At 66.9% G+C, this 18,607-nt stretch carries 19 protein-coding genes; 10 read left to right on the top strand and 9 right to left on the bottom strand.

Annotation, left to right across the window (positions count from 1 at the left end):
• Positions 1–9 precede the first annotated feature (9 nt).
• Entirely contained in the window at positions 10–486 is a 477-nt protein-coding gene (locus V9K84_RS07040; RefSeq protein WP_043860504.1) for a hypothetical protein, read from the top strand.
• Positions 487–626: 140 nt separating this feature from the next.
• On the opposite strand, the gene V9K84_RS07035 is transcribed toward V9K84_RS07040, so the two are convergent.
• Positions 627–1,097: an FAD/FMN-containing dehydrogenase gene (locus V9K84_RS07035; protein ID WP_088515361.1), complete on the bottom strand. Its 471-nt coding sequence runs from the start codon at positions 1,095–1,097 to the stop codon at positions 627–629.
• Between the two features lie 113 nt (positions 1,098–1,210).
• Here V9K84_RS07035 and V9K84_RS07030 point away from each other — a divergent pair, with 113 nt between their 5' ends.
• Entirely contained in the window at positions 1,211–1,513 is a 303-nt protein-coding gene (locus tag V9K84_RS07030) for a hypothetical protein (RefSeq protein WP_043860502.1), read from the top strand.
• Here V9K84_RS07030 and V9K84_RS07025 read toward each other — a convergent pair.
• The 5 genes from V9K84_RS07025 to V9K84_RS07005 all read right to left on the bottom strand — a co-directional run bounded on the left by V9K84_RS07025 (position 1,510) and on the right by V9K84_RS07005 (position 4,891).
• A complete protein-coding gene (locus V9K84_RS07025) occupies positions 1,510–1,839 on the bottom strand; it encodes a hypothetical protein (protein WP_088515362.1) in 330 nt (109 codons plus the stop codon). The genes V9K84_RS07030 and V9K84_RS07025 overlap by 4 nt on opposite strands.
• A 72-nt stretch (positions 1,840–1,911) precedes the next feature.
• Positions 1,912–2,637, bottom strand: a complete 726-nt coding sequence (locus tag V9K84_RS07020) for a DUF72 domain-containing protein (RefSeq protein WP_088515363.1) — start codon at positions 2,635–2,637, stop codon at positions 1,912–1,914.
• Positions 2,634–3,422, bottom strand: coding sequence for an exodeoxyribonuclease III (xth, locus tag V9K84_RS07015; protein WP_043860499.1), 789 nt, complete (start codon positions 3,420–3,422; stop codon positions 2,634–2,636). The genes V9K84_RS07020 and xth overlap by 4 nt, the downstream gene beginning before the upstream one ends.
• Positions 3,423–3,439: 17 nt before the next feature.
• Complete coding sequence (locus tag V9K84_RS07010; protein WP_338794324.1) at positions 3,440–3,682, bottom strand: hypothetical protein; 243 nt, start codon at positions 3,680–3,682, stop codon at positions 3,440–3,442.
• A gap of 75 nt (positions 3,683–3,757) precedes the next feature.
• A complete protein-coding gene (locus tag V9K84_RS07005) occupies positions 3,758–4,891 on the bottom strand; it encodes a diguanylate cyclase (protein ID WP_043860497.1) in 1,134 nt (377 codons plus the stop codon).
• Between the two features lie 171 nt (positions 4,892–5,062).
• On the opposite strand from V9K84_RS07005, the gene V9K84_RS07000 reads away from it, so the two are divergent.
• The 3 genes from V9K84_RS07000 (at position 5,063) to V9K84_RS06990 (ending at position 7,312) form a co-directional block, all read left to right on the top strand.
• Positions 5,063–5,791 carry an AraC family transcriptional regulator gene (locus V9K84_RS07000; protein ID WP_043860496.1) on the top strand — a complete coding sequence of 243 codons (729 nt, stop codon included), beginning with the start codon at positions 5,063–5,065 and terminating at the stop codon, positions 5,789–5,791.
• A gap of 77 nt (positions 5,792–5,868) precedes the next feature.
• Positions 5,869–6,828 carry a DMT family transporter gene (locus tag V9K84_RS06995; protein ID WP_078480222.1) on the top strand — a complete coding sequence of 320 codons (960 nt, stop codon included), beginning with the start codon at positions 5,869–5,871 and terminating at the stop codon, positions 6,826–6,828.
• 16 nt (positions 6,829–6,844) lie between these two features.
• A complete protein-coding gene (locus V9K84_RS06990; protein WP_088515364.1) occupies positions 6,845–7,312 on the top strand; it encodes a GNAT family N-acetyltransferase in 468 nt (155 codons plus the stop codon).
• Positions 7,313–7,397: 85 nt separating this feature from the next.
• Here V9K84_RS06990 and V9K84_RS06985 read toward each other — a convergent pair whose 3' ends face one another.
• The 3 genes from V9K84_RS06985 to V9K84_RS06975 form a co-directional block, all read right to left on the bottom strand.
• Positions 7,398–8,249: a CAP domain-containing protein gene (locus V9K84_RS06985; protein ID WP_043860494.1), complete on the bottom strand. Its 852-nt coding sequence runs from the start codon at positions 8,247–8,249 to the stop codon at positions 7,398–7,400.
• Between the two features lie 177 nt (positions 8,250–8,426).
• A complete protein-coding gene (locus tag V9K84_RS06980) occupies positions 8,427–9,146 on the bottom strand; it encodes a GNAT family N-acetyltransferase (RefSeq protein WP_043860493.1) in 720 nt (239 codons plus the stop codon).
• A gap of 73 nt (positions 9,147–9,219) precedes the next feature.
• On the bottom strand, positions 9,220–10,104 hold the full coding sequence (locus V9K84_RS06975; protein WP_043860492.1) for a LysR family transcriptional regulator: 885 nt from the start codon (positions 10,102–10,104) through the stop codon (positions 9,220–9,222).
• Between the two features lie 111 nt (positions 10,105–10,215).
• Here V9K84_RS06975 and argC point away from each other — a divergent pair, with 111 nt between their 5' ends.
• The 5 genes from argC to V9K84_RS06950 all read left to right on the top strand — a co-directional run bounded on the left by argC (position 10,216) and on the right by V9K84_RS06950 (position 18,591).
• Positions 10,216–11,139 carry an N-acetyl-gamma-glutamyl-phosphate reductase gene (gene argC / locus V9K84_RS06970; protein WP_088515365.1) on the top strand — a complete coding sequence of 308 codons (924 nt, stop codon included), beginning with the start codon at positions 10,216–10,218 and terminating at the stop codon, positions 11,137–11,139.
• A 1,135-nt stretch (positions 11,140–12,274) separates the two neighbouring features.
• Complete coding sequence (locus V9K84_RS06965) at positions 12,275–14,050, top strand: DUF262 domain-containing protein (protein WP_088515366.1); 1,776 nt, start codon at positions 12,275–12,277, stop codon at positions 14,048–14,050.
• Positions 14,047–16,410, top strand: coding sequence for a DUF262 domain-containing protein (locus V9K84_RS06960; RefSeq protein WP_088515367.1), 2,364 nt, complete (start codon positions 14,047–14,049; stop codon positions 16,408–16,410). The genes V9K84_RS06965 and V9K84_RS06960 overlap by 4 nt, the downstream gene beginning before the upstream one ends.
• Before the next feature lie 113 nt (positions 16,411–16,523).
• A complete protein-coding gene (locus V9K84_RS06955) occupies positions 16,524–16,982 on the top strand; it encodes a GNAT family N-acetyltransferase (protein ID WP_054915360.1) in 459 nt (152 codons plus the stop codon).
• A gap of 85 nt (positions 16,983–17,067) precedes the next feature.
• Positions 17,068–18,591 carry a PLP-dependent aminotransferase family protein gene (locus tag V9K84_RS06950; RefSeq protein ID WP_043860488.1) on the top strand — a complete coding sequence of 508 codons (1,524 nt, stop codon included), beginning with the start codon at positions 17,068–17,070 and terminating at the stop codon, positions 18,589–18,591.
• Positions 18,592–18,607 lie beyond the last annotated feature (16 nt).

Here is an 18,607-nt window from a genome sequence, read left to right as displayed (position 1 = left end):
GGAGTGATCATGAAAGTTCTGTATACCCTGCTTGCCCTACTGGCGTTGAGCGGACTGGGTGGCACTGCCTATGCCAAGGCACCGGCCGCAGAGGCGGCGCGCGAGTTCGTGGTCAAGAGCCAGGCCGGGGCCAACCTGGGGCCGATTGCGCTGTCGGCGGCCATGCGCACCAACACCTACGGCCTGCTGACTGCGCAGGTCGGCAGCCAGCAAGCGGAAAAGAGCGTGACGGCGGCCATCAAGGGGCTGCTGCCCAAGTACCAGCCGCAGTGGGACCAGCACCTGGTCGAGGCCTACAGCCAGTCGTTTTCGGCGAAGGAGCTGGCGTCACTGGCCAGCGAAGGTCGCGAATCCAAGTATGCCGACAAGGTGATGAGCAAGCAGCCAGACATCGGCAAGGCCATGCAGGCCAGTGCCAGGCCGGTGCTGATCGAGCTGGTGACCGAGGCGTTGAAGGTGGCGGTGGCGGCGCATCCGGTGAAGTGAGGGGCGTAGTTGCCTGCTGGTGCTGCGCACCCGATCGCGGGTCAAGCCCGCTCCCACAGGTTTGCGCTGCTTCTGTGGGAGCGGGCTTGGCCCGCGATCCCAGTGCGCGGTTTCGTGAACGATGAACTCAGCGGGGATCTTCAACGCGCCTTCACCTCGGCCAGCGCCTCGCGCAGTGCCTGTGCATCGGCCACTTCCTGCTTGGCCGTCACGCGCCCGTGCTCCAGTTGCAGCAACAGCACCTTGTCTTCGGCGCCCGGGTAACGCGAGGCCACCCGCCCCTCGCGGTCCAGCAGCACGCGGTAGCTGTAGTCGCGCATGGCCGGGATGGCGAACAGCTTGGCGATCAGCGCCGGCATGCGCTGCACGTCGGCGACAAACACACCCTTGCGCGCCTCCAGGTAGCCCTTGGGCTGCCCCTCCAGCACCGCCTTGACCAGCTTGCCACCCTCCATGCTGCGCGCCACCAGCACCAGGGCCGTGTCGTCGTTGAGGGTATACGGCTGCTCGAACTGGTCGAGCAGGGTCCACGGGGCCACGCGCTCGCCCACCTCAAGCGCCTGGGCAACGATGGGCATCAGGCCCAGCAACAGCACGATCAGCACTCTCACACCACACCTCGTTCATTGGGCTTCGACAAGCCGGCGACTATAGCGCGACTCAGGCAGGCGAAGACATCGCCCGCGCCACCGCATAAAGTGACGCTTTTTTCCGGGAGGTATGGATGAACGCGCCCACTGACCACACCCTCACCGCCCGCGAGGTGTGCCAGCAGCTACGTGACGCCGCCCTGGGGCTGGCCAGCCTGCAGTGCCTGCAGGCGCAACCGGCCAGTGGCGTGATGCAGGTGCAGATCGACGGCTGGCAGTTGAGCCTGGATGTCGAACACGGCCACCTGCACCACTGCCAGCGCTGCCAGAGCCCGGATGGCCGGGTGTACGAGCCTGGCCTGCGCTACGGCACCGACCCGGTCTACCTGCTCAGCACCTGGGAACTGGCCCGGATCGAGCGCCTGCTCGGCGCCTAGCGCTGCGCCATGGCATGGCGCGCGCACTGTTCGTAGTAGGTCTGCTTGATGGCTGGCGGCTTGAGCCGCGAGCGGCTGTTGTAGGTCTGTTCGGTAATGCCCATGGCCGTCATGCGCATCCACGGCTTGGGGAACTTGCGCGATTGCAGGCGCTTGCGCGCGGCATACAGCGTGACCCCGGACAGCTTGGACTGCTGCGCGCCGGCGGCAATCTCCGAACCCCAGCTGCACACGAAGCGGTCATTCTTGTTCAGCGCCTTGGCGTGCGTCGCCAGCGAGAGGGTGGCCAGCGCGCACACGGCCACGGTCATCACGAAACCTCGCATGAAGTCATCCTAACCCGTTGAAAGGCGGCGAGTTTGCCAAGGATGAAAAGGCGTCGGGGCCAGCAAATTGCCTTATGTGTCCTCCAGCAGTTGCAGCAGGCCCAGTGCATCGCCTACCGCAGCGCCGCTGGCGGTGTTGTCGAAGATGCACCAGCACTCCACACCGGCCTCCAGGGCCTGGCGTATGTCCTGGGCCAGCAGTGCCAGGCGTTCGTGCCCATAGGCGCTGTGATAGAGGCGTGGCGAGCCGTGCAGACGCCAATAGCGCAAGCCGGCCCAGCCACCTGGCTGCACGGCACCGATGGGGCTGGGGTCGGCCCCCACCTGGGCAATGCGCCAGCGTTCGAGCAGCGCCCCGGCGTCGGCCCAGGAGGCATGGCGCGGCTCGAACGCCACCGCGCCGGCGTAGCGCTCACGCAGTGCACCGAAGAACGCCTGCGCCACCTGCGGCTCGCAGGCCAGCGATGGCGGGGTCTGCACCAGCAGGCATCCCAGGCGCTCGCCCAACTGCGTGCACTGCTGCACAAACGCATCCAGCAACCCGGCGCAGTCATGCAGGCGTTGCACATGGGTGATCTGCTTGGGCACCTTGACCGAGAATGCGAAGCCTGGCGGTACCGCCTGAGCCCAGCGCGCATAGGTGGCGGGCTGGTGCGGGCGGTAGAACGAGCTGTTGATTTCCACGGCCGGCAGGCGCGACGCATATCGCTGCAGGTGCGTGCCCTGCTCGGCGAACGCCGGCCAGTACGCGCGCGGCAGGCTCCAGCCGGCACAGCCGATGCGCAACAAGGGGCTCATCGAGCGGCCTTGAGTTCGATCCAGGTGGGTGCATGGTCGCTGGCATGCGCTTCGTTGCGCACCCAGGCGTCGACCCCGGCGTTTTTCAGGCGCCTGGCCAGCGGCGGGTTGAGCAGCAGGTGGTCGATGCGCAGCCCCGAGTTCTTCTGCCAGTGCTGGCGAAAATAGTCCCAGAAGGTGTACACCCGCTCGTCCGGGTACAGGTGGCGGATCGCGTCCGTCCAGCCCTGGGCCAGCAGGCGCTGGTAGCATTCGCGGCTTTCGGGCTGCAGCAGCGCGTCCTTGAGCCAGGAGCGCGGGTTGTAGATATCCAGGTCGGTGGGCACCACATTGAAGTCGCCGGCCAGCAGCACCGGGTGCTCGCTGTTCACCAGGCCCTGGGCGTGGGCGATCAGGCGTTCGAACCAGGCCAGCTTGTAGTCGAACTTGGGCCCCGGTTGCGGGTTGCCATTGGGCAGGTACAGGCAGCCGACCTGAATGCCCAGCACCGCCGCTTCGAGATACCGGCTTTGCGTATCGTCCTCGCTTCCCGGCAAGCCGCGGCGCACCTCCAGCGGTTGCGCGTCACGGGCCAGAATCGCCACGCCGTTCCACGACGCCTGGCCATGGTGCAGGCAGCCATAGCCGAGGGCTTCGAAGTCAGCCACAGGGAACGCGCTGTCTACCGCCTTGAGCTCCTGCAGGCAGGCGATGTCGGGCTGTTCCCGCTCCAGCCAGGCCAGCAGGTTGGGCAGCCGCGCCCGCAGGCCGTTGATGTTGAATGTGGCGATCTTCAGCGTTTTCATCCGCACCTCCCTGGCCATCAGGTATCCGGGTCGTCGACCTTGGCCTCCACGGCCGCTTCGATGGCGTGCGTGTTCGCCTCATCGGCCATGGCCTTGAGCGCCAGCCAGTCGTCCCATTCGATGGCACCGTCGTCCAGCAGCGCCTGGGCCAGGCTGACCAGGGCCTGGTGGTAGGCATCCGGCGACTTCAGCCGGTAACTCTGATCGTCCAGCACGGCATACCAGGCTTTGAGTTCAGGCGTATTGCGGTCAACCGACATGGCATTGTCCTCTGGGTCACTCAGCTCTAGTGAGTGCCGGGCACGGCCGAACGTTCAGTTGCAGTGCACAGGCGGTCAGTCGGCCGCCACCACCTGATTGCGCCCCTGGGCCTTGGCGCGGTACATCGCCTGGTCGGCGCTGTTGAGCAAGGTGTGCAGGTCGCTGTGCGCCGCACTGGCCACCGCCACGCCGAAGCTGGCCGTCATGCCCTGGCGACCATCGCTGTGGTGCACGAACTGCAATTGGGCGATGGCTTGCGCCAACTGCTCGGCGATGCCCAGCGCCGTGTCCATCGGGGTGTCGGCCAGCAGCACCGCGAACTCCTCCCCGCCCAGCCGACCGTACACGTCGGTGTCGCGGAACGAGGCCTTGATCACCCCGCCGATCTGGCGCAGCACCTCGTCGCCGACCTGATGACCGTAGGTGTCGTTGATGCGCTTGAAGTGATCGATGTCCAGCATCAATGCGCACAGCGGGCGCTGCTCGCGCTGGCTGTGGGAGTACAACTGCTGGGCATGTTCGAAGAACGCCCGGCGGTTCTTCAGGCCGGTCAGCTCATCGGTTTGCGCCGCGCTGCTGGCGATGTGGTGCGCGCGTTCCATCTCGTGGGTCAGGCATAACGCCTTCTCCAGCGCCGCGCAGAGCTTGCCGGTGGCACGCAGCATGAACGAGGAAAACACCAGCACCGCCAGGGCCATGCCGGTCTGCAGCTGCGAGGGCTGAAACAGCAGCCACAGCGTGCAGGGCAGCAGCACCAGGCCGATGGCGGCCAGGGTCATCGAGCGGTAGGCGTAATAGCAGGACACCGCGCTGCCCGACATGCCCACGGCGAACAACAGCACGATCGCCTGGGCCAGCAGGCTGTCGTGCGGCATCACCGCCAGCGCCCCCAGGCCCCACACGCCGGCACTGAACACCAGGGTGACCCAGTATCTGCGTTCCCAGCGCGAGGGGGTATGGCTGGTCTCGGGGCTGCGGTAGTAAGCGGTGAACAGCACGATGCGCGACAGGGTCGCCACGCTCAGCACGCCGATCCAGCTCAACGCGACGTTGTGTTCGATGTAGTCCCAGCACAGCCAGCACAGCATCACTGCGCCAAGAAAGCTGCCGTATACCGCGGTCAGCGACTGACGGAACAGCAACTGCAAACGGTCGGTACGGGCCAGTTGCGCCACAGTGGCATCAGGGTGCGAAAAGGGATGATCCATTGGCTATGCCCGCTATGGTGAAGCGCTGGTAAGCCGCATTGTGGCACTGTGCGATCATCTCGAACAGCCGGCTGTCGGCTGGGGCGCGCACGTGCGATTGAATGTTCAGAGGGTCGAGGATAGCCTGTGCGCACGGCGGCCATGCCGACGTCTGACGCCAGGAGTGCACCATTGGTCTTGAACCTCGATATTCGCAGCTATCAGGCTGAAAGCGCTCATCACCAGCATGACTTCACGCAACTGGTGCTGCCCATCTGCGGGCGCATGGAAATCGACGTGGATGGCCGTGGCGGCAGCATCGACAATGCCCTGGCGGCGCTGGTGCGACCCGGTTCGCAGCACGCGCAGCTGGCGCAGCCCGGCAGTCGCTTCCTGGTGCTCGACTGTGCCCCCGATGCACTGCACGGCCAGCCGTTCACGGCGCTGGCCCAACGCACCTACGTCGCCATCCCGCCCGCCACCCGGCGCCTGATCGAATATGCCGAGCTCATCGGCCGTGACCAGCTGGCGGCCACTGCAACACACCTGGCGCCCTTGCTGCTGGCGTCGCTGGCCGCCCTGCCGGTGCAGCCGAACCCCGGCCTCAACCGCCTGATTGCCCAGGTACACGCCCGACCAGCCGCCGCCTGGAGCAACGAGCGCATGGCCCATGTCGCGGGCATGAGCCTCAGCCAGCTGCATCAGCGCTTTCGCGAGCTGCATGACTGCACCCCGCAGGGCTGGCTGACCCGCGTAAGGATCGAGCAGGCGCAGCGCTGGCTGGGCGACAGCCACCTGCCGATTGCCGAGATCGCCCTGCGCAGCGGCTTCAGCGACCAGGCCGCCCTTACCCGCGCCATGCAGCGGGTGGGCGGCATCACTCCCGCCGCCTACCGCAGGCGCCAGCAACAGCCTGGGTAAAAAACCCCGCAGTCGGCGCCAATACCACCACTGGCAAAACCCGCATGCTGGGCACCTTTCACGGCAGGGGTGGTGCGATGTTCGCTGATCGTTCGTTGGTAAAGGGGCTTGGCTACGGCGTGGCGGCCGGGGTGTGCTGGGGCGTGATCTTCCTGGGCCCCGAACTCACCCCAGGGTTGAGCGGGGTGCAGTTCGCGGTACTGCGGTTCCTGTGTTACGGGCTGTTTTCGCTGGTGCTGCTGATGCCGCGCCTGCACCGGGTATGCGCGCAGCTCACCCGTGCCGACTGGGTCTCGCTGTTCTGGCTGAGCCTGGTGGGCAACCTGGTGTACTACTCGCTGGTGGGCAGCGGCGTGCAACTGGTCGGCATCGCCACCACCTCGTTGATCGTCGGTCTGATCCCGGTGCTGGTGACCCTGGCGGGGCGCCATGACGCCAACGCGGTGCCTGTGCGGCGGCTGATCCCCTCGCTGACGCTGGCGATGGCCGGCGTGGCCCTGATCAGCCTCGATGCGTTGCACAGCGGCGCCGACACCCGCACCAGCAGCGGCCAGGTGATAGCCGGCCTGCTGTGCGCCGTGGGCGCGCTGGTGAGCTGGAGCTGGTACGCGGTGGCCAATGCCCGTCGGCTGGCCCTGGTCGGCGGCGTGTCCTCCCACGACTGGGCCTTGCTCACGGGCCTGATGACTGGCGCACAGGCGCTGGTGCTGGCGATTCCGGTGCTGGGCCCTGAAGTGGCGGCCCATGGCGCGGCAACCTGGGTTCACTTCGTGCTGGTGGCCGCGGGCGTGGCGCTGCTATCGTCGGTGGTCGGCGGCGCCTTCTGGAACCAGGCCAGCCGGCTGCTGCCGCTGGCGCTCAGCGGCCAGGTGCTGGTGGTGGAAACCCTGGCGGCGCTGCTGTTCGGCTTTTTGTGGGAACAGCGGCTGCCCGGTGCGCTGGAGCTGGTTGCTATTGCGCTGCTGGTCGGTGGCGTGGTCTGGTGCCTGAACTGCCACCGCAGCGATACTGCCAGTGCCACCGCAACCTCCTCCTGAACCAATGGACTGTGAAATGCTCACCATCAGACCCGCTACCAGCGCCGATGCCCAAGTGGCCTACGACATACGTCGGGAGGCAGTCCGTCATCACTGCATCGGGGCCTACCCGGCAGAACAGATGCTGGCCTGGACGGCGGGCACGGCCGAGGATGGCTACGCCAGCCTCATGGCCAGTCACTTCTACATGGGGTGCATCGAAGGTGAGCCGGTGGCAACCGGCATGCTGGATGTGAATGCCCGTGAAATCGGGGCGATCTTCGTGTTGCCGGGGTACATGCAGCAAGGCCTGGGCAAACAGATGCTGGCGTTTCTTGAAGCGCTGGCGCGCAACCTGGGGCTGGCGCAGGTGAACCTGGACGCCACGCTGAACGCAGCAGCCTTCTATCGACAGTGTGGTTATGTGGGCGAAGCGACAGCGCTCTATCACTCACCCCGGGGCATCGACCTGACGTGTGTGCCCATGACCAAGGTACTGGTATAGGTCGGCGCCGGCCTCTCGCGGGTCAAGCCCGCTCCCACAAGGATGGCGGTGTGCCTTGTGGGAGCGGGCTTGACCCACGATGCTGTCACTTCGTCCCGAACATCGCCGTCCAGTAGATCCCCGCATCGCTCTTGGGGTCCACCGCATAGGCCGCGCCCAGCTCCTTGAACTGCGGGTTCATCAGGTTGGCGCAATGCCCGGCGCTGGCCAGCCAGCCATCGACCACCTTGCGCACGTTGTCCTGCCCGGCGGCAATGTTTTCCCCGATCAGCTGATAGCTGTAGCCCTGCAACTCGGCGCGGTCGCCCGGCATGCGCCCGTCACGGTCGCGGTGGTCGAAGAAATTGCCGTTGGCCATGGCCCGCGTATGGCCCTGGGAGGCCTCTGCCAGGGTGGTATTCCAGGCCAGCGGCGCGCTGGCCGCATAGGCCTGGGCGCCGCACTGGCGCGGCTGGGCCCGCGCACTGTTGATCGCATCGAGCAGCTTCTGCCCCTCCACCTGCGACTCCGCCAGCTTGGCACTGAGCAGTGGGCGCGCCAGCACGATGCGCCAGTCACGCCCTTCGCGGCTCACGCCCACATCGACGAACTGCGGGTCGAGCACCACCTTGCAGAAGCTCTCCTGGATCGCCTTCATCGCTGCCGCTGCATCGCGCGGCCCCGACAGGCTGATGGCCTGCACGCTGACCATCGGGTACGAGGCCTTCACCAGCGCCTGCTGCAAGTCACCGACACCGTTGGCCGGGAGCACCAGGCGCGGGTCGCTGGCCAGCGGCGGCAGCTCCAGCGACACCTGCTCGGCACAACGTTGCGACTGGCTGCGATAGCCATTGATCGACTCGACCAGTTGCGTCTCGTCGCTCGCCACCGCCAGCGTGGTGACAAGCATGCCCAGCGCCAACGCGCCCAGACGCAGCCTGGATGATAAGTCGTGCATGTAACTCTCCCTTGAACAAACTGCGCCCATGATGCGGGATTTTGTGTTGCTTTCGTAGCACCACGGGATGCGACGCATTATCAATACCTGCCTGTGCGTCGCTATCGAGCTTGGATGCGCAGTGCCGGCCGGCGTTCCTTGCCCTGCGCACAAATCCACCGGTTGACGCCCCTACCCTCACACCAGCCGCAGGCTGGCAGCGGCCTGCGCGCCCGTGTCGCCAAGGCGCTGCTGCACGAATGCCCTGGCCTGGCGGGTGAGTTGATCCAGATGACGGTCGCGCTGCTTTTCGGCGTCCACCATGGCCCGCTTGCCGTGCTGCTTGAGCAGGTAGGCGTGAATCTGCTGGACCTCAAGGGTGCGGTAGATCGGCGCCACGTCGAGCACCGCCAGCAGCCCCTCGGTGGCGTGATCGCGGGTGTTCATCAATACCTGCGGCCCGCGTGCCCCCAGCACCTGAAAGCCCATCGCCTCGAAATACGCCACCTTGCCCACGGCGCAGGCCAGCTCCACGTGCGGGTAGCGCTCGCGTACCTGCCCCAGCAGGGCCCGGGCGATGCCCTGGCGCCGGTGCCCGGCCAGTACCGCCATGTACGCCACCGCGCAGGCCTGGGGGTCGTCCTGCACCGGCAGGTACAGCACGAACCCCAGCAGCCGCGAGGGGTCCTGCTCGTCGGTGGCCACCAGCAGCTCCACCGGGATGCCGCGCGCGCCACTCAGGGCCTCCAGGTACAGGTGCACCTCATAGCCGATGCCGTACTGGTAGAGGCTGTACAGCGGGTTGCTCGGCGGCAGGGCCACGCTGCTGATGTCGGTCAGGTAGTCGACCACCATCTGCAGGATCTGGCCCTTGATCGGTTCGTCGGGGGGTGTTTGCAGCAGGGTGATGACAGGCATGCGGCGTCTGGCTCCGGAAACAGGGTGACCTTGCGGTCCTGGCAGGGATTCTACAGGTCTGCGCGGCCCCGCCCTACCCCGCGCTCAAGCCCCACAGCACCTGCAGCACATGGCCGGTGGCACGCTCCACCTCGCCGCTGCGGTGCGCGATGCCCAGCTGGCGCCACAGCAGCGGCTGCAACGGGCGCATCACGATGCGCGCATCGGCCAGCGGCGTGGAGCCCTCGTTGGGCAGCAGGGTGGCGCCGTAGCCGGCAGCCACCAGGCTCTTGATCGCATCGTTGTAGTTGAGCTGGATGCGCGGCGCCGGCTGCTGGCCGGCCGCGTTGAACCACTCCGAGGTCAGGCGTGACAGCCCGGTGCTGCTGTCGTTGAGAATCAGCGGCTGGGTCGCCAGCCACTCGGGCGTGACCTGCGCCGGGCAGTCCCAGCGTGCCGGCAGGTACGCCATGACCGGGTCGCGCCGCCAGGGCTCGATGCTCAGCCCCTTCACCGGGCTTTGCGGCAGGGCCACCAGGCCGATGTCCAGCGAGCCCTCGGCGAGCTTGTTGAGCGTTTCGCGCGAGGTCAGCACCGCCACCTGCACATCGATGCCGGGGTGTGCATGGCCCAGGGTTTCCAGCGCCTGGGGCATCAGTTGCGCAATCGCCCCGGTGGACGCCCCCAATCGCACGCGCCCGGCCAGGCCCAGCACCTGGCGCTGCACGTCGTCCAGTGCCTGCTGCGCGTCGGCCAGCAGGCGGCGGGCGCGCTCCACCAGGGTTTCGCCGATGGCAGTGGGCTGCACGTTGCCACGGGTGCGCGAAAGCAGGGTGCCGCCCACCCGTGCTTCAAGCTCGGCGACATGCAGGCTGACCGTGGGCGGCGCCAGGTTGAGCACCCGCGCGGCTTCGGCGAACGACCCCAGGTCGGCAATCGCCACCAGGGTACGCAAACGGTCCAGGCTGATTTCACGCATGGGTGTTGCCTCTTCAGTAAAACTGAACCTGACCTTTGCCAAATTCAACTTTTCCTATCTTAACCGCGCATCGAAGATAAGCCCTGACCTTTTTCACGTGCGAGCACACTCATGGCCACACCCGTTGTATTCATCGATGGCGACCAGGGCACCACCGGGTTGCAGATCCACCAGCGCCTGCAGGGCCGAACCGACCTGCAGTTGCTGACCCTGCCCGCCGAACACAGAAAGAGCCCGCAGCACCGCGCCGAGGCGATCAACGCCTGCGACATCGCCATGCTGTGCCTGCCCGACGATGCCGCGCGCGAGGCGGTGGCCAGCATCCGCAACCCGGCGGTGCGGGTGATCGATGCCAGCTCCGCGCACCGTACCCACCCGGAGTGGGTCTATGGTTTCGCCCAGATGAGCCCGCAGCAGGCCGAGCGCATTGCATCAGCCAAGCGGGTGAGCAACCCCGGGTGCTACCCGACCGGGGCCATCGGCCTGCTCAAGCCGTTGATCGATGCCGGCCTGTTGCCGCAGGACTACCCTGCCAGCCTGCATGCCGTGTCGGGCTACTCGGGCACCGGGCGTGCCGGTGTCGAGCTGTACGAGGGGCCGGATGCGGCCGGGGCGCCGGCATACCAGGCGTATGGGCTGGGGCTTGCGCACAAGCACGTGCCGGAGATCCAGCAGTACAGCGGGCTGGGCCAGCGGCCGATGTTCATGCCGGCCTATGGTGCGTTCCGCCAGGGCATCGTGCTGACCATCCCGGTGCAATTGCGGCTGCTGGCGCCGGGTGTTACCGGGGAGCGCTTGCAGGCGTGCCTGGCCGAGCACTATGCGCAATTGCAGCACGTCGAGGTGCTTTCGATGCAGCAGGCCAAGGCGCTGACGTACCTGGACCCGCAGGTGATGAACGGCACCGACGACCTGCGCCTGATGGTGTTCGAGAATGGCGAGCAGGTGCTGTTGGCGGCGGTGTTCGACAACCTGGGCAAGGGCGCGGCGGGGGCGGCGGTGCAGAATCTGGACCTGATGATGGGGGGTGAGTGAGGGGCACTTCCCTGGCGGTTGGCGCGGTGGCCTCGCAGCAAAAGCCTGCATTGTGAATGTAGGCCTTGCGACCGCTTCGCGCTCGTTCGCCGGCAACGCCGGCTCCTACGCCCTGCGGGCAGACTCCGCCTCTGGCCGCCAGGCCGTAGGAGCGGGCCTTGCCCCGCGATCTGGTGCGCAGCGCCAGTAAAACCTGCACATGCGGTCTGCCTGACACACCGCGCACTCAGGCCTTGCGACCGCTTCGCGCTCGTTCGCCGGCAACGCCGGCTCCTACACCCTGCGGGCAGACTCCGCCTCTGGCCGCCAGGCCGTAGGAGCGGGCCTTGCCCCGCGATCTGGTGCGCAGCGCCAGCAAACCCTGCACATACGGTCTGCCTGATACACCGCGCACTCAGGCCTTGCGACCGCTTCGCGCTCGCTCGCCGGCAACGCCGGCTCCTACGCCCTGCGGGCAGACTCCGCCTCTGGCCGCCAGGCCGTGGGAGCGGGCCTTGCCCCGCGATCTGGTGCGCAGCGCCAGTAAAACCTGCACATGCGGTCTGCCTGGTACACCGCGCCCTCAGGCGTTGCGACCGCTTCGCGCTCGTTCGCCGGCAACGCCGGCTCCTACGCCCTGCGGGCAGACTCCGCCTCTGGCCGCCAGGCCGTAGGAGCGGGCCTTGCCCGCGATCTGGTGCGCAGCGCCAGCAAAACCTGCACATGCGGTCTGCCTGATACACCGCGCCCTCAGGCCTTGCGACCGCTTCGCGCTCGTTCGCCGGCAACGCCGGCTCCTACGCCCTGCGGGCAGATTCTGCCTCTGGCCGCCAGGCCGTAGGAGCGGGCCTTGACCCGCGATCTGGTGCGCAGCGCCAGTAAAACCTGCACATGCGGTCTGCCTGACACACCGCGCACTCAGGCCTTGCGACCGCTTCGCGCTCGTTCGCCGGCAACGCCGGCTCCTACGCCCTGCGGGCAGACTCCGCCTCTGGCCGCCAGGCCGTAGGAGCGGGCCTTGCCCGCGATCTGGTGCGCAGCGCCAGCAAAACCTGCACATGCGGTTTTTCTGCCCACTCCGTTGCCAACCTCGCCCTACCAAGGCACTCTGCCATCGCTCGGCTGTTGCGCACCCTCGGCAATAAGGACCATTGCAATGACCTCACCCGATTTTCGGCCTAAGCCCGTCCACCAGCTGATCAGGGAGGACAGGCAAAGCCCGGCCAATCGCTTCTGGATCCCCGCCTACCAGCGCGGCTACCGCTGGAAACCCGAGCAGGTGCAACAACTGCTGGAAGACATCCTCGAGTTCGCCTACCGCAAGAACCCGCAGAACGACGACTTCTACTGCCTGCAGCCGCTGGTGCTAAAGGCCCGCGACAATGGCCAGTATGAAGTGGTCGACGGCCAGCAGCGCCTCACCACGCTGCTGCTGATTCTGCGTTTCTTCAACCAGCGGCTCACCGAAAGACACCGCGCACCGGTGTTCGAACTCAGCTACGAAACCCGCCCGCACCTGCCGGATTTTCTGCTTGAGCCTTCGGCCGAGCAGGCCTGCGGCAATGTCGATTTCTTCCACCTGTACCAGGCCATGCACAGCATCGAGCACTGGTTCGATCAGCACGACAACGAAGTCGACGACTTCAAGTCCACCCTGCTCAACCGCACCAAGGTCATCTGGTACGAGCTGGCCGCCAGCGAGAACCCGGTGGACGCCTTCACGCGCCTGAACATCGGCAAGATCCCCCTGACCGACGACGAGCTGATCCGTGCGCTGTTTCTCAAGCGCAACGCCGACGACGCCTCGGGCGAAACACCCCAGCAACTGCGCATCGCCCACGAATGGGATCAACTCGAAAAGGCCCTGCAGAACGACGCGCTCTGGTACTTCCTGAACGAGCAGCCAAGCACCGGGCAGAACCGCATCGGCTTCCTGTTCCAGCTGGTAGCCCGGGTGGAAGGCGCAAGCGCGCCAGCCCGACAGCGCTACTCCGTGTTCCATCACTACAGTCGCCGGCTGGCTGCCCCCGACGCCTCGGCGCAACCGCTATGGCAGCAGGTCAAGAACACCTGCATGCTGCTGGAGGAATGGTTCGAGGACCGCCGGCTCTACCACATCATCGGTTTTCTGGTGCAGCAGGGTGTCGCCGTGGCCGAGCTGTTTGCCCTGTCGCAAGGCCTGCCCAAGAGCCAGTTCGAACAGCGCCTGCGCCAGCGCGTGTTCATGCAACTGACCGGCTCGCCCCTGCCCCAGCCGGCTACCCGCGACGCCATTACCGATGCGCTCTCGCCCTTCCTCGCCGGCCTGGACTACTCACAGCGGGACAGATCGGCCATTCGCGCGACCCTGCTGCTGTTCAACCTCGCCAGCCTGCTGCAGAACCCGCAATCGAACGTGCGCTTCCAGTTCGACAGCTTCAAGAAGGAGCGCTGGGACATCGAACATGTGCGCTCGGTCACCGCCCACCGCTTCAACGGCGCCGAGGAAAAACAGCAATGGCTGCAACGCTGCCTGCCGCACCTGCCGGACAAGACCGAAACCCGGCCTCTGCGCGAGGCCCTGGAGGCATTCATTGGCGACCCCAAGGGTGCAGACGATGAGGCTTTCAACGCGCTCCACCAGGCAGTGCTGGAGGCGTTCGGCGAAAACCAGGAGGTCGACGACAGCATCGGCAACCTCACGCTGCTCGACCAGAAGACCAACCGCAGCTACAAGAACGCGATCTTCGCGGTCAAGCGCGAGCGCCTGCTGGCCCTGGACCAGGGCGGCGTGTTCGTGCCGCTGTGCACGCGCAACCTGTTCCTCAAATGCTACAGCCCTGACGTCAAGCACCTGCTGTTCTGGGGCGAACAGGACCGCAAGGGCTACGCGCTTGCGCTCTTGCACACCCTGATAGCCTTCTTCGCCGACCCGCAGGAGCAGCACGCATGAGCGCCAACAGCCAGATCATCTTCGGCCAGCTGTTCGAGCGCTACGCCGGCACCCGCATCCCGCTGATCCAGCGCGACTACGCCCAGGGCAGGGCCGATACCGAAGAGGTGCGCAGCGAATTCCTCGGTGCCCTGGCCCGCGCCCTGGCACTGCCGCCCGACGACCCGAGCCTGCCGCTGAACCTGGACTTCGTCTACGGCACGCTGAACCCCCAGCGCCAGTTCGTCCCGCTCGACGGCCAGCAGCGCCTGACCACACTGTTTCTGCTGCACTGGTACCTGGCGCAACGCGACGGTGAGCTGGCAGCCTTCACCCAACTGTTCTGCAACGCCAACGGCAGCGCCCGATTCGCCTACAGCGTCAGGCCCAGCAGCAGCGAGTTCTTCGACGCCCTCAGCCAACATGCACCCTCGCCCGCGCTGGGTGCCGACGACTCGCTGATCGAGCACCTCACCGACCAGCCCTGGTACTTTCGCCACTGGCGCCTGGACCCCACCATCCAGTCATGCCTGACCATGCTGCAGGCCATGCACGAGCGCTTTCACAACGCCGCCACCGCCCGTTTTGCCCGCCTGATCGATGTGCAGCGGCCGGTGATCAGCTTCCAGATCCTCGACCTGGACGACTTCGGCCTGGCCGACGACCTGTACATCAAGATGAACGCCCGCGGCATGCCGCTGACTGCCTTCGAGACGTTCAAGGCGCGCTATGAACGGCACCTGCACACCCAGTTCGACGGTCACACCCGGCAGATGCACGGCAAGCCGGTCAGCACCGCGACCTTCTTCGCCTGGCGCATGGACACGCGCTGGGCGGATTTTTTCTGGAACTTCAGCAACGCCCGCAATGACGCCACGGCCCCCGCGACCATGCGCCTGTTCGACCAGGCGGTGATGAACCTGTTGCAGATGGTCGCCGCGGCCACCCGCGCGCCCGAGGCGCCGGGCTACGAAGCCGACCTGCTCAAGCTGCGCAACCGCCAGCAGCGCCTGAGCTACCAGGTGTACGAGGACAACGGCTGGCTCGATGATGCGTTTTCCGAAACCCTGATGCTGCTGCTCGAAGCCTGGAGCGAGGGGCCCGGCAGTTTCGCCACCCAGTTGCCAACGGCGCACTACTTCGACGAGGTCGCCTTCTTCAACCACGCCATCAGCGACCAGCCACTGAACTACACCCGCCTGGTGCAGTTCTGCGGCTATGCGATGTTCCTGCGCCGCCATGGCAGCAGCCAACCGCAGGCATTTGGCGAGTGGATGCGGCTGGTGGTCAACCTGTCGGTCAATGCCAGCTACGACGGGCCGGACGATGTAAAGCGCAGCGTCAGCGGGCTCGGCGAAATGCTGGAGCAGGCGCTGGACATCCTCGCGCACTTTGCCAGCGTCGACAGGCCCGTCAGCGGCTTTCGCGGTACCCAGGTGCGCGAGGAAATCACCAAGGCGAAACTGATCGTCGCCGACAGCCAATGGCGGCCGCTGCTCGAACACGCCGAGCAGCACGGCTACTTCCAGGGCCAGATCGATTTTCTGCTCGACCACAGCAGCGCCGCCTGGGCGCTGCAAAGCCACGCGCACGCCACCTGGCAGGAACACTTTGCCAGCAGCCTTGCGCTGGCCGAGCAGATGTTCGACGACCACGGGCTACGCGCAATCGACGACTTCCTCTGGGAGCGCGCGCTGTTGAGCGAGGGTGATTACCTGCTCAAACGCGGCTACAACCATTCGTTCCTTGGCGACGGTCTCACGGGCCCTGGCACCTGGAAACGCCTGCTGGCCAATGAAGACGGCATGCGCGTGACGCTGTTCTGCCTCTGGAACCGACTGGACGAAACCCGCCCGCTGCCGGCCCAGTTGCAACGCATCATCGACCAGGCCCGGGTGCGGGAGCCGTGGCGCCAGGTGCTGATCCAGACCCCCTCGGCCCTCGGGTACTGCGCGTTGCGCCAACTGCGCTTCGAACGCGACCAGGTGTACCTGCTGGCCAGGGAACGCATGAGTGGCAGCCATGCCGAGCTGTTCAGCTTCGCCCTGCATCAACGGCTGCAAACCCCGCAGCGGCTGGCGCAACTGGCACCGCTGTCGGTCGAAGGCTACGTGCCGGTTTCCGGCAGTGCCGACGAACCCTACTTCTACCTGCTGCACAGGCCCAGCCCGCAGGTGCACACCCATCTCTATGTCACCTCCACGCCGCATGGCTTTCTGCTGCAGATGGATGTCGATGAACTGCTCGGGCGCGACGCCCTGGCCCATGCCCTGCAGCAGGACTTCGACTTTGTCGTCGAGGCCGGCTACCTGCAGAGCCACTGCCCCCGCGACACGGTCGAACAGCGGCTGGTCGCGCTGGCCGGCGTGTTGGCAGCCTGAGGCACGCGGACTGCCCGCCGCCCTCCAAGTGGTCGGTTGATGCCCGCGCCCTGCCCCTATGCTTGGGCAGGTCGCGAGGCATGCAGCCTTGCCATCAACGAGGACCATCAGCGATGACCAGCAGTACCGCATCACTCGCCATCCGCCCCATCCAGCCCACCGACTTCGAGGCCTGGCTGCCGCTCTGGCTGGCCTATCAGGACTTCTACCAGGTCGACCTGGGCGAAGCCGTCAACGCCACCACCTTCAAGCGCTTTCTGGACCCCGACGAGCCCGTGTTCGCCGCAGTGGCCGAGTACGACGGCGAGCTGGTCGGCATGGTCACCTGGGTCATCCACCGCTCCACCTGGTCGACCACCCACTACTGCTACCTCGAAGACCTCTACGTCGCCCCGCAGATGCGCGGCCAGGGTACCGGCGAGCACCTGATCGCCTGGGTCAAGGCCGCCGCCGACCAGCAGCAGTGCACACGCCTGTACTGGCACACCCACCAGACCAACCATCGCGCCCAGCAGCTGTACAACCGTGTGGCTGTCAACCCCGGCACGATCCTCTACCAGATCGCGCTGTAACCTTCCCCCGTTCAAGGGCAGGCATGGACAGCCGGGCCCTGGCAGGTCAGCATGCCGGCCTGCCCTTCTTCACTGCACAGACGTCATGGCCCACAGTTTTCAACTCGACACCCTGAAGATCCGCCTGGCCGCCGCCGAGCTGGCCCCGCTGGAGCTGCGCGTGCGGGTACAGCGCGCCCTGCGCGAACTCATTCTTGCCGGCGAACTGCCGCCGGGTTGCCGCCTGCCCGCCACCCGCACCCTGGCCAGTTCCCTGGGACTGTCTCGCGACACCGTGGAGATGGCCTATGTGCAACTGCAGCTGGAGGGCTGCATCTGCCGCCGCCCAGGCTCGGGCAGCTATGTGGCCGAGCACCTGGGGCCACGTCTGCTGGGTGCACGCCCCCCGCGCACCGGCGCGCCGCAGCACGCGCCTGCCACCGTCGGCCTCAGCGCCCGTGGCGCGGCGATCCTGGCCAGCGGCGGGGTCAGCGACCAGCAGCAGGTCAAGGCCTTCGCCACCGGCCTGCCCGAGACGCGCAACTTCCCCCTCGACACCTGGGACCGCCTGCAACGCCAGGCCCAGAAGGACTACCGCGCCCAGGTGCTGCTGCATGGCGACCCGCTGGGTGCCGCGCCGCTGCGCCAGGCCATCGCCCGCTACCTGAACCTGGAACGCGGCGCCAGGGTGCACGCCGACCAGGTGCTGGTGCTGAGCAGCGCGCGCCAGGCGCTGTACCTGTGCGCGCAGGTGCTGGCCGACCCCGGCGGGCCGATCCTGCTCGAAGACCCGGGTTACTTTGGCGCGCGCAAGGCCTTCGAGATGGCCCAGCTGCAGGTGGTGCCCGTGGCCGTGGATGAGCACGGCCTGCGCACCGACCTGCTGCGTGCTGACCGCAGCGGCGCCAACACCGTCTACGTCACCCCGTCGCACCAGTACCCCACCGGCGTCACCCTGGCCCTGGAACGGCGCCTGGACCTGATTGCCTGGGCCGCCGAGCGCAACGGCTGGATCATCGAGGACGACTACGACAGCCAGTTCCACTACGACGGCCTGCCCACCGCCTGCGTGCAGGGCTTGGACAACGCGCAGCGCACGATCTACCTGGGCACCTTCGCCAAGTCGCTGTACCCCGGCCTGCGCATGGGTTTCATGGTGCTGCCGCCGGCCCTGGTCGCGCCCATGAGCCACGCGCGCAGCATGCTCGACGGGCACACCCCGCAGCTGGCCCAGTTGACCCTGGCGCGGTTTATCGAAGACGGCCATTTCGCCGCGCACATTCGCGCCATGCGCACGCTGTATGCCGTGCGCCGCGAGGCCATGGCCCAGGCCCTGCACCAGCACCTGGGCGGCATCGCCAGCGCGCAGCTGCCACCGGGCGGCCTGCAGATGCTGTGCCGCCTGGAGCACGGCTGGAGCGAGGCCGAGACGATCCGCCAGGCCGCGCGGGCGGGCATCCACCTGCCCGGCCTCAGCCGCCTGTACGCCACGCCGCCGGCACAGGGCGGCTGGCTGCTGGGCTTCGCAGCGCTCACCCCGCACCAGATCGGCAGTGCCGTGGCACGCCTGGCCAAGGCCCTGCGCCCCGGCGTGCGCAGCGGTCTGGCGCAGGCCAGCGAGGTGGACTGATCGGGCCACCCCTGGC

The sequence above is a fragment of the Pseudomonas sp. AE27 genome (assembly GCF_037113495.1).
In the GTDB taxonomy this organism is placed as follows: domain Bacteria; phylum Pseudomonadota; class Gammaproteobacteria; order Pseudomonadales; family Pseudomonadaceae; genus Aquipseudomonas; species Aquipseudomonas palmensis.
The sequence above is the reverse complement of the archived record's forward strand: the minus strand, read 5'-3'. Positions and strand labels throughout refer to the sequence as shown.